This window comes from Streptomyces sp. NPDC059785 (assembly GCF_042732375.1).
GTDB lineage: Bacteria > Actinomycetota > Actinomycetes > Streptomycetales > Streptomycetaceae > Streptomyces.
On sequence record NZ_JBHWHV010000029.1, the window covers coordinates 108,715 to 118,305 of the forward strand.

Consider the following 9,591-nt stretch of genomic DNA (forward strand, 5'->3'; position numbering starts at 1 on the left):
GACGCAGCCATGGAGAAGAACGCACCCGGGAAACCACCGGCCGGGGAACCGGGCTGGGCGGACGGCGCCGAGTCCGTGGGCGCCGCCGAGTCCGCGCTGCCCTACGAGCCGGCGGAGGAGACCGCGCCGGTCCCGTCCGGGACCGGCGCCCGGCACACCGTCGCCGTGCTCGGCGCGCACCTGGGCGGCGGCATGCTCGCCGCGGTCCTGGCCCGCGCCGGGCTCGACGTCGTCCTCGTGGACTGCCCGCACGACGCGGACACCCCGGCGGGCGAGACCACGGTCCCGTACACGGCGGAGGTCTTCGAACTGCTCGCGCGCCGCTACGGCGTACCGGAGCTGGCCGCGCTCGGGCACTTCGGGCAGCTGCCCGCCGAGGTGCGCCGGACCTCCGGGCTCAAACGGAGCATCGGCTTCGTCTACGCCCGGCCCGGCGCCCGGGTACGGCCGCACCAGGTCGTGCAGTTCAACGTGCCCGGCGAGCACGGCGAGTCGCACCTGTACCGGCCCGACGTGGACGCCTGGGTGCACCGGATCGCCGTGGGTCACGGCGCGAAGGTCCCGCGGGACCGCCCGGCCCTCGCCGGCGTACGGGGCGAGGCGGGCGACTTCCTCGTCGAGCTGGCCGACGGCCAATCGGTGCGGGCCGCGTTCGTGGTCGACATGTCCGGGCCCGACGCGCCGATGCTGAAGCGCCTGGGCACCGGCCCGGCCCTGCGCCCGCTGCGCCACTCCTCCCGCGTGCTGACCGCGCACCTGCGGGGTGTCAGACCGCTGGAGGAGCGGGTGGACCCGGGCAGCGGCGGCACCCCGTGGACCGGCGGCACCACCCAGATCGTCTTCCCCGGCGGCTGGATCCAGCTCGTCCCCTTCGGCGGACAGCGCACCGGCACGGCCTCCCTCACCAGCGTGGCGGTCAGCCTCGACGCCGAGCAGTGGCCGCAGTCCTCGGCCTGTGCGGAGGACGACTTCCAGCACCTGGTCCGGCACTTCCCCGACCTGCGGTGGCAGTTCGCCGAGGCGACACCGGTACGGGCGTGGACCGGCTCCCAGTCGTGGCAGTACGACGCCGGCGCGGCGGCCGGTGACGGCTTCGTCGTCCTCGAACGCTCCGCCGTACGCAGCGACTTCACGCTCTCGCGGGACCTCACGCTGACCGCGGAGCTGGTGCACGAGGCGGCGGCTCACCTCATCGCGGCCGCGGCCGACGGCGACTGGTCGGCGGAGCGTTTCCGGCCCCTGGAGACGTTCCAGAACGACCTGATCGAGCACGGGGACCGGCTGCTGCGCACCGCGCTGACGGCCACCACCGACTTCCGGCTGTGGAACGCCTTCTGCCGGGTGTGGCTGCTGCACTCCATGTTCGCCGCCCTGTCGCTGAAGCGGGCCCGCAACGACGCGCTGGCCTCCCCCGGCCGGGCGGACCGGTGGCGGGAGGTGGGGCGCTACCGGGGCAGCGGCTTCTGGTTCCCCGTCTACGCGGGCTTCGCCGCGCTCTTCGACGACACGGAGCGGCTGGCGCGGCAGGTCGCGGACGGCCGGCTGGCGCCGGGCGCGGCGGCCGAGCGGGTCTTCGGCCGACTGCGGACGGCCTCGTTCGTCCCGCCGCTCTTCGCCTTCGGCGATCCCACCGACCGCTACTACAACTTCACCCCGCTCAAACGCGTCAAGGTACTGCTGTGGGCCAAGCGCCGGGCGCCGCACATGGTGCGCCGGGTGCTGACTCCCGGCGCCACCGTGCTGCCGGACGTCGACAGGTAACGCGCGGCGAACGACCGGCAACGAGCGGGAACGAGCTGCAACGAACTGCAACGAACTGCAACGAACTGCAACGACCGACATTCAGACAACTCACACACCGCACACAGGAAGCGGGGCCGGAACCGTCGCCCCGGGCACACCCGCCGCAGCGGGCCCCGGGCGGCGGTTCCGTGCGCCCGGCCCCCTGGGGCGGGACCGCGCGACAGGTGCCACGGTGATCGATTCCGGCCACCCTCCGCAGCCTCGCCCAATATCGTCTCGACACCCGGGCGGAGTGCCGGAATCCTCCCTACCGGGGGATCTGCCCATGTGGAATGCTGGTAACGTCGATTTCCTACACCCGTGAATTAATACCCGAAGGGGGTCTGGTGAGCACCGGAGACGGTAGCCCCTGGGGGCCCAAGGCCCGGTCCGGCGGCCGGACGCCGTCACGCCACGGCGGTCGGCGCCCCGGGCAGAGCAGCACCAAGGAGCAGATCCTCGACGCCGCGCTCGAACTCTTCGCGGCCAAGGGCTACTCGGGCACCACGATGCGCGGCATCGCCCAGCGGGCTCAGGTCGACCCGGCTCTCATCCACCACTTCTTCAGCAACAAGGAGGGCGTGTTCCAGGACGCGGTCTCCGCCCGCCTCGACGTCTCGTCCCTCTTCGACTCGCTGCTCGACGGGCCCGAGCCGCTCACGGACCGGCCCGGTGAACGGATCGCACGTACCTTCCTGTCCTTCTGGGAGGACCCGGCGACCCGGCCCGCGCTGGTCGCCGTCTACCGGACCGGCCTGTCGGACGAGGCCACGTCGAAAAGCTTCCGCGACCGTATCGAGGACAGCTTCGCGGCCTGCGTCCGGCGGTTCGTCCCCGCGGACACCGACCGCGTACCGGCCCTCGCCTCCCTGGTCTCCGCGCAACTCGCCGGCCTGGTGATGCTGCGGTACGTCCTGGAGATGGACCCTCTGGCGTCACTCGACTTCGAGGAACTCGTCGAGTGGTTCGTGCCCGCCCTCGAGGTGCATTTCGAGCGGGTTTCCGGGCGGCCCGGGGGGTCCGGTGGGTCCGGTGGGTCCGGGGGCAACGGTGGGTCCGGCGAGTCCGGACGGGGCGATGGGGCTGACGGGACCGGCGGGACCGACCGGACCGCGGGTTGACACCGGCTGGGTTGCCGCCTCGCGGTGGGTTGCCGCCTCGCGGTGGGTTGCCGCCTCGCGGCGGGCCGTCGTCTCGCGGCGGGCCAGGACGAAGACGCCCCGTCCCGCGGCGGCCGCCGCGGCGAGTCCCGCCAGTACGGCGGGCGGCGAGGTGGCGTAACGGTCCCCCAGGACGACGACGCCGACGACCGCCGCGAACACCGGATTGACCAGGGTGAGGACGGCGAGCGGGGCCTGAAGGCCGCCGCGGTAGGCGAGTTGGGACAGCAGCAGACCCGCGGGCGCCAGACCCGCGACACCGGCGGCGGCGAGCAGCGCCGCGACCGGCAGCCCCGGAGCGCCCCCGCCCGTCAGCTCCAGCACGGCGGTCTGCGCCAACGCGGAGGCGGCCCCGAAGGCGACCCCGGCGGCAGCGGCGTACCAGAGCGCGGGGGCGTCGGCCCGCCGGCCGACGGGGCGGCCGGCACGGACGTACGGCCGGCCGTTCACATGACTGTTTCTCGGGTTCCTGCCGCCGCGGCCGGTGGGGGTGCGCCGGTGCAGGACGGCCGCCGCGTGCCTGTGCAGGACGGCCGCCGCCGTCGGGATGCCGAGCGCCACGGCGGTCAGGGCCAGCACGCCCGCCGTCTCCCCCGGGCCGAGCGCGCGGCTCTCCCGCGCGGAACGGGTCAGGGCCAGCAGCCCGGCGACCCCGGCCACCGTGCAGGCGACGCCGGACCACTGGGCGGCGGTCATGCGCCGGGACGCGGAAGCCGGGGCCGGGGCGGAGCCCGGGTACGGCCGGACGGCGACCGCGGACAGCAGCGGCGCCGCGACGAGGGTGAGCACGCCGAGCATCTGCACGGCGACCAGCGGCCCGAAGCGGAGCGCCACCGTGTGCAGGACGGCACCCAGCGCGTTGAGCGCGAGCGACACCCACCAGGTCGCCCCGCGCAGCACGCCCCGGCGCCCGCGCCCGGCAAGACGCGCGGCGGACGTCCGCTGCGCCACGGCCGCCCCCGCGTAGGCCAGGGCCGAGGCGACACCGAGCACGAGAACCGGCAACACGGTTCGTCCTTTCACCACGAGGGGCGTACGAGGGGCGCGGGCATGGGGAGTTACGGAGGTACTGACGCGGTGGGCGGCGCACCTCGCTGCTGAGGCCGTCAGGGGCGGGTGCGGGCGAGTGGCCGGGCGGGTGAGTGGCCGGGCGGGCGAGTGGCCGGGCGGGTCCGGGAGCCGACTCCCGGCCCCCGGACCCGTGGCGCGCGGCGCGAGACGGACCCGCGCCGCGTGGGGCGCGCCGCGGAGTCAGGTCCCGGCGGCGCACCCCGGGGCCGGGGCGGTCGGCCGGGGTGCCGGTCCCTCACGCCGGCACCCGGCGTACGCCCCGGCGTCGGGGGTCAGGCTCCGCCCGGGGTGTCCTGGACGTCCTCGGGGCGGATCCGCGGCAGCGCGAGCACCAGCAGGCAGGACAGGCCGAAGCAGCCGATCTGCCAGAACGCGGCCTGCTCGAAGCTGTCCCCGAAGTTGGTCTTACGGGCCTCGGGCACCGCCTTGCCGAGCACCGCCGCCCGCACCTTCGCCTTGGTCTCGGCGGGCGCCGGGCTGTTCGCCATCTCCTTCTCGATACGCGCGCAGCTGGCCGGCGTCTCGGTCAGGTCCTTCTGGTTCATCCGGTCGTGGAAGCAGGTCTGGAACGAGTCGGTGATCTGCGCCTGCTGGGCCTCGGAGAGCCCCGCCGCCGCGAGGTCGGTGCGGAGCTGCGGGAGCGCGGACCGGCTCGCGTCATCGGCGTTCGAGCCGAGCAGGCCGTAGAACAGGATGCCCGCGACCGCGATACCGATGGCGATGCCCACCTGCTGCACGGTGGCGAGCATGCCGGACGCCGAACCGGCCTCGCGGGACCGGATGCCGGCCAGGATGATCCCGGTGCACGGCGCGAGGAAGAAGCCGCCGCCGAGCCCCGCCACCATCAGCGAGGGGACGAGCTGGTAGCCGTGCAGGTCGGAGTCGGCCCACTGCAATGTGGCGATCACGCCCGAGATGCCGACGAGCAGCAGCCCGGTGCCGAGGGCGAGGGTCTTGGTGCCGAGCCGCTTGACGACGGCCGCCGACCGGGCGGAGGCGACCGCGATGAGCGCGGCGAAGCCGAGGCTGACCAGACCCGCCGAGATCGGCGTGTAGCCGAAGCCGATCTGGAGGCTCATGAAGAAGACCATGAAGAACGACGGGATGCCGGCGAAGAACACCACGCTGATCACGAGCCCGACGGTGAACGACCGCTCCTTGAACAGCCCGCTCGGCACCAGCGGCGACTTGTCGGCGAGCTTCGACAGTCTTGCCTCGTACGCGAAGAACCAGGCGAGCACGAGCGGGCTCAGGCCGAGAAGCACCAGGCTCCAGGCGGGCCAGTCGTGTTCCCGGCCGATGACCAGCGGCAGGATCAGGCTGAACAGACCCGCGGTGAGGATGACCGCACCGGACACGTCGAGCCTGCGCGCGCCCTCCGCCGAGGACTCCGGGATCTTGGCCAGGCCCAGCAGCAGGGCGAGCGCGCCGACCGGCAGGTTGACGTAGAAGATCGCCCGCCAGTCCGTGCCGAGGATGTCCAGGTCGATCAGCCAGCCGCCGAGCACCGGGCCGAGCACCGTACCGAGTCCGACCGAAGCCCCGTACATGGCGAGGGCCTTGGGCCGTTCCTTGGCCGAGAACGTGACCTGGATGATCGACAGGACCTGCGGAAACATCAAGCCCGAGCACATCCCCTGGAGCACCCGGGCCCCGATCAGGAAGGTCGAGCTGGGTGCCGCGCCGCAGAGCGCCGAGGCGATGGTGAAGCCGAGCATGCCGATCAGGAAGATCTTGCGACGGCCGTAGATGTCGCCGAGCCGGCCGCCGGTCACCAGCACGCAGGCGAACGCCAGCGAGTAGACGGCGACGACCAGTTGGATCTCGGCGAAGGTCGAGCCGAGGTCGCTCTGCAACGAGGGCAGGGCGACCATCGTGATCGTCGTGTCCAGCATCTGCATGAAGATGGCGGACAGCGTGACGGCGAGGATCAGCCAGCGGGCCGGGTTGGCGGTGCCGACGCCCCCGGACGAGGTGCCGGGCGGGGCTGTCGCCTGCACGCCCGTGTCAATCGATTCCATGTTCCCTCCTTGGGTTCGCCGTCCGCTGACAGCACCCCCACAGTTATTCATTCTCCAATGAAGTCTACGAGTACTGAATTCTTCTCCGCAAGCTCGATGCCCGTGTTCCGGACAGCGCGGTCGCTCTCAACGACGCGTTGCGACAGTCGAGTTGACGTGCGACGACGACTGCGCGATGGTCAGGGGCAGCTACGCCCACCGGCGTTCCGGATCACCGGAAGAGGAAGGATTCGGATCCGCGTCGGCGCCCGGCCACCTCACGGAACCGACCCGTTGCCCGGACCTTCACCACGCGCCGAAGCCGTCCGTCGACGGATGGTGGCGCACGGACGGCGACGCAAGGACGACGGCGCAAGGACGACGGCGCACGGACGGCGGCGCAAAGACGACGGCGCACGGACGGCGGCGTCACCGCCTCCGGACCGGGACGCGGTGACGCCGTGAACGGCTGGAGTACTTACGGACCGGGCGCGCGTCAGCCGCCGCAGGGCGCCGGAGCCGACCCGTTCGACCCGTTCGACCCGTCCGGCCCGTCCGGCCCCGCGGCCAGGAACGCGGCCACCGCCGGAGTCAGCGCGCGGACCAGTTCGTCCGTCTCCCCGCCCTTGGCCAGTTCGGCGGGCAGCAGGCCCATGTGGCGCGCCGTCATCACCCCGACGAGCAGGCTGCTGACCAGCGCCAGCCTGATCTCGTCCGTGCCGGTGAGCCCTTCGGGCACCAGCGACTGGTCCATCCGGGCCCTGGCCGCGGGGAGGTCGAGCGCCGAGCGCAGCACGCCGAGGATGCGCCGGCGCTGCACGGGGTCGCCCCAGTCGGCCACCGCGTGCCGCAGCAGCCATTCCGCCGCCTCGGCGTCGCGCCGTTCGACCGCCTCGCGGAAGACCTCGGCGGGCCGGACCGTCTCGGTGATGACGGCCTCGTAGAGCGCCTCCTTCGAGGCGAAGTAGTGGGCGATCAGCGCCGGGTCGCACCCTGCCTCGGCGGCGACGGCGCGCAGTGAGGTGTTGCGGTAGCCGAGGGCGGCGAAGAGGTCGGCGGCGGATCGCATGATGGCCCGCCGGCTGCCCGGTTCACCCCTGGATTCGGCCATGGCGGCACTTCCTCTCGATCACGAGTCCCCCCGTAGGACGCGCTCCGGCCCGGTTGCGACACGGGCGTTCTGGGCGGTGCGGCGATCCGGACATGGGTCGCCAGCATAATTCAGCCAGTAATGAAGTCTACACACGGTGACTTCTGGGGTCAAAGCTTTCGCCGCCACCGCCCAAGATCTCAACTCCCCCCGCTACGAGGCAACTTGGCACCGTACCAGCCCGCACGTCACCTCTCCGTTCGCTCGCCCGAACAGGGCCGGGGCCTGCGGCGATCGGGGGACCTGGCGGCCCCGGAGCCCCCGGCCGCAGCAGTTCGACTACCGCCGAGACGGCAATTCAACCCCCGTTGAAATGCGGCGCGGTTCCCCCTACGCTCGCAGCGGGCGCCCAACCCTCGTTCAGCGCGACGGCTCTGCGGGCGCATGCCCACGCATGCGCATTCCGCTCCAGGGAGAGGCACTTGCCGGTGACGAAACAGACGGATCAGCTCGGCCGGGTCATCATCCGTTTCTCGGGTGACTCGGGCGACGGCATGCAGCTCACGGGTGATCTGTTCACCTCACAGACGGCGTCCTTCGGCAACGACCTGGCGACGCTGCCGAACTTCCCGGCCGAGATCCGTGCCCCCGCGGGCACGCTGCCGGGCGTCTCGTCCTTCCAGCTGCACTTCGCCGACCACGACATCCTCACCCCCGGCGACGCGCCGAACGTACTGGTCGCCATGAACCCAGCGGCGCTCAGGGCCAACCTCGGCGATGTCCCGCGCGGCGGTGAACTCATCGTCAACACCGACGAGTTCACCAAGCGGGCGATGCAGAAGGTGGGTTACGAGACCTCACCGCTGGAGGACGGTTCGCTGGACGGGTACCACGTCCACCCGGTCCCGCTGAACACGCTCACCGTGGAGGCGCTGAAGGACTTCGAGCTGGCGCGCAAGGACACGGACCGGTGCAAGAACATGTTCGCGCTGGGCCTGCTGAGCTGGATGTACCACCGGCCGACCGAGGGCACCGAGAAGATCCTGCGGGCGAAGTTCGCCAAGAAGCCGGACATCGCGGCCGCCAACCTCGCCGCCTTCCGCGCGGGCTGGAACTTCGGCGAGACCACCGAGGACTTCGCCGTCAGCTACGAGGTCGCGCCCGCGACCGGCACGTTCCCGCCCGGCACCTACCGCAACATCTCCGGGAACCTCGCCCTGGCGTACGGCCTGATCGCCGCGGGCCGCCAGGCCGACCTGCCCCTCTTCCTCGGCTCGTACCCGATCACTCCCGCCTCCGACATCCTGCACGAGCTGAGCCGGCACAAGAACTTCGGCGTCCGCACCTTCCAGGCCGAGGACGAGATCGCCGCCGTCGGCGCCGCGCTCGGCGCCGCCTTCGGCGGCTCCCTGGCCGTCACCACCACCTCGGGCCCCGGCGTCACGCTCAAGGCCGAGACCGTGGGCCTCGCCGTCTCCCTCGAACTGCCGCTGGTCGTCATCGACATCCAGCGCGGCGGCCCCTCTACCGGACTGCCCACCAAGACCGAACAGGCCGACCTGCTCCAGGCGATGTACGGCCGCAACGGCGAGGCCCCCGTCCCGGTCGTGGCCCCCCGCACCCCGGCCGACTGCTTCGACGCCGCCCTGGACGCGGCCCGGATTGCCCTGACCTACCGCACCCCGGTCTTCCTGCTCTCCGACGGCTATCTGGCCAACGGCAGCGAGCCCTGGCGCATCCCCCAGCCCCATGAACTGCCGGACCTGCGCGTGCAGTTCGCGCAGCGGACCAATCACACGCTGGCCGACGGCACCGAGGTCTTCTGGCCGTACAAGCGCGACCCTCAGACCCTCGCCCGGCCCTGGGCCGTACCGGGCACGCCCGGCCTGGAGCACCGCATCGGCGGCATCGAGAAGCAGGACGGCTCCGGCAACATCTCCTACGACCCGGCCAACCACGACTTCATGGTCCGCACCCGGCAGGCGAAGATCGACGGCATCGCGGTGCCGGACGTCCCGGTCGACGATCCGGACGGCGCCCGCACCCTGGTCCTCGGCTGGGGCCCCACCTACGGGCCGATCACCGCGGCCGTCCGCCGGCTGCGCGCCGCCGGCGAGAGCATCGCGCAGGCCCATCTGCGTCACCTCAACCCCTTCCCGCGGAACCTGGGTGACGTACTGCGGTCCTACGGCCGGGTGGTGATCCCCGAGATGAACCTCGGCCAGCTCGCCACGCTCGTACGGGCGAAGTACCTGGTGGACGCGGTCAGCCACACCCAGATCAACGGCATGCCGTTCAAGGCCGAACAGCTCGCGCAGGCGCTCACGGAGGCACTCCATGCCCATTGAGGAACTGTCCCTGCTCCCCAGGAGCGCAGCCGCCCTCACGGCGCGGGACTTCAAGTCCGATCAGGAAGTGCGCTGGTGCCCCGGCTGCGGTGACTACGCGATCCTCGCCGCCGTCCAGGGCTTCATGCCCGAACTCGGCC

The 9,591-nt window shown here is 72.3% G+C and carries 5 protein-coding genes and 1 pseudogene; 4 read left to right on the top strand and 2 right to left on the bottom strand.

The features are described from left to right. The first annotated feature begins 9 nt into the window (after positions 1 to 9). Complete coding sequence (locus tag ACFV6E_RS22565; protein WP_385463988.1) at positions 10 to 1,761, top strand: NAD(P)/FAD-dependent oxidoreductase; 1,752 nt, start codon at positions 10 to 12, stop codon at positions 1,759 to 1,761. A gap of 368 nt (positions 1,762 to 2,129) precedes the next feature. Next, a complete protein-coding gene (locus ACFV6E_RS22570) occupies positions 2,130 to 2,903 on the top strand; it encodes a TetR family transcriptional regulator (protein ID WP_385463991.1) in 774 nt (257 codons plus the stop codon). Between the two features lie 1,382 nt (positions 2,904 to 4,285). Here ACFV6E_RS22570 and ACFV6E_RS22575 read toward each other — a convergent pair. Together ACFV6E_RS22575 and ACFV6E_RS22580 are read right to left on the bottom strand one after the other, a co-directional pair. Beyond that, on the bottom strand, positions 4,286 to 6,034 hold the full coding sequence (locus ACFV6E_RS22575; protein WP_385463993.1) for an MFS transporter: 1,749 nt from the start codon (positions 6,032 to 6,034) through the stop codon (positions 4,286 to 4,288). A 475-nt stretch (positions 6,035 to 6,509) separates the two neighbouring features. Then, a complete protein-coding gene (locus ACFV6E_RS22580; RefSeq protein ID WP_385463996.1) occupies positions 6,510 to 7,124 on the bottom strand; it encodes a TetR family transcriptional regulator in 615 nt (204 codons plus the stop codon). Positions 7,125 to 7,591: 467 nt separating this feature from the next. Here ACFV6E_RS22580 and ACFV6E_RS22585 point away from each other — a divergent pair, with 467 nt between their 5' ends. Next, positions 7,592 to 9,451, top strand: a complete 1,860-nt coding sequence (locus ACFV6E_RS22585; protein WP_385463999.1) for a 2-oxoacid:acceptor oxidoreductase subunit alpha — start codon at positions 7,592 to 7,594, stop codon at positions 9,449 to 9,451. After that, positions 9,441 to 9,591: pseudogene (locus tag ACFV6E_RS22590) on the top strand (2-oxoacid:ferredoxin oxidoreductase subunit beta); the annotation flags it as partial. The gene ACFV6E_RS22585 and the pseudogene ACFV6E_RS22590, both read left to right, overlap by 11 nt.

Excerpts from the sequence above, each read along its gene's own strand:
- ACFV6E_RS22565 (WP_385463988.1), top strand. The coding sequence starts at position 10 with ATGGAGAAGAACGCACCCGGGAAACCACCGGCCGGGGAACCGGGCTGG.
- ACFV6E_RS22575 (WP_385463993.1), bottom strand. The coding sequence starts at position 6,034 with ATGGAATCGATTGACACGGGCGTGCAGGCGACAGCCCCGCCCGGCACC.
- ACFV6E_RS22580 (WP_385463996.1), bottom strand. The coding sequence starts at position 7,124 with ATGGCCGAATCCAGGGGTGAACCGGGCAGCCGGCGGGCCATCATGCGA.